Origin of the sequence: Asticcacaulis sp. YBE204 (assembly GCF_000495855.1) — a bacterium.
Lineage (GTDB): Bacteria > Pseudomonadota > Alphaproteobacteria > Caulobacterales > Caulobacteraceae > Asticcacaulis.
This window is the reverse complement of record NZ_AWGF01000038.1, coordinates 1-791: the sequence shown is the minus strand read 5'-3', so window position 1 is coordinate 791 and position 791 is coordinate 1. Positions and strand designations below refer to the sequence as shown.

At 57.9% G+C, this 791-nt stretch carries 2 protein-coding genes; one reads left to right on the top strand and one right to left on the bottom strand.

What is annotated here, in order from left to right; genetic code table 11:
• A partial coding sequence (locus tag AEYBE204_RS39195; protein ID WP_235068288.1) for a phage terminase small subunit-related protein occupies positions 1 to 574 on the bottom strand: 574 nt, incomplete at its 3' end.
• Between AEYBE204_RS39195 and AEYBE204_RS41145 the strand changes: the two genes are divergently transcribed.
• The coding region (locus AEYBE204_RS41145) for a GPO family capsid scaffolding protein (RefSeq protein WP_369751916.1) at positions 456 to 791 on the top strand (336 nt) is incomplete at its 3' end. The genes AEYBE204_RS39195 and AEYBE204_RS41145 overlap by 119 nt on opposite strands.

The following is a 791-nucleotide window of genomic DNA, read 5'->3' as shown; positions in this document are numbered from 1 at the left end:
TACGGTGTTGCAGCCCGGCGCGGTACCACCCCATTTGATACTCGAAGGTGGTTTCCGTGAAGATGCTTTGTAGCTTCTCTACGGCGGCCTCGCTGAACACGTTGCGCTCGGCGGGCTTGCGCTCGCCTTTGTTGCGGTTGGCGACGTTCGGGTTTAAGTCCGCCTCGTTGCCGGTCGCCGAATAGCGATTGACCCGCGCCAGCCGTTCAATCTGGCGGCCTAACAGGTCGATTTCTTTGAAGTCTTTCCCCTCCTTGACGTCTTTCATGATGAGCTGAATCAACCGCGCTTCCATGCTTTGCTCCACGCGGGAAATGGGCGCGATGTCGTCCCATTTATCGCGCAGTTTCCAGCTCTGGACGGTCGGCCCCTTGAGGTTCAGCGTTTCCGCAATTTGGCGCACAGAAAAGCCCTGCCAGTAGAGCAAGGCAGCTTGGCGGCGCGGATCGCTGATGATGGTTGTTGCCTGTGTCGTATTCATGCCGCCAAGGCTACGAAAGCGCCGGGCGACTCGCATTAAGCCCTTGTTGTACCTCAGATCTTCCAACCGCAATGCGTTGAGACGCTCCGCCATTCCCCCGAAACTAGCCCCGAACCCAATCACCACAACCGGAGCCGTTCACATGGCAAAGAAAGTTACTAAGTTTTTCCGCATCGGCGTTGAAGGCGACACCGTTGACGGCCGCGAGATCGGCGCTACGGATATTCAGCAGATGGCCGCGACCTACAGCCCGAAGGTGTACGGCGCCCGCATCAACATGGAACACATCAAGGGGATTTTGCCGGACGGT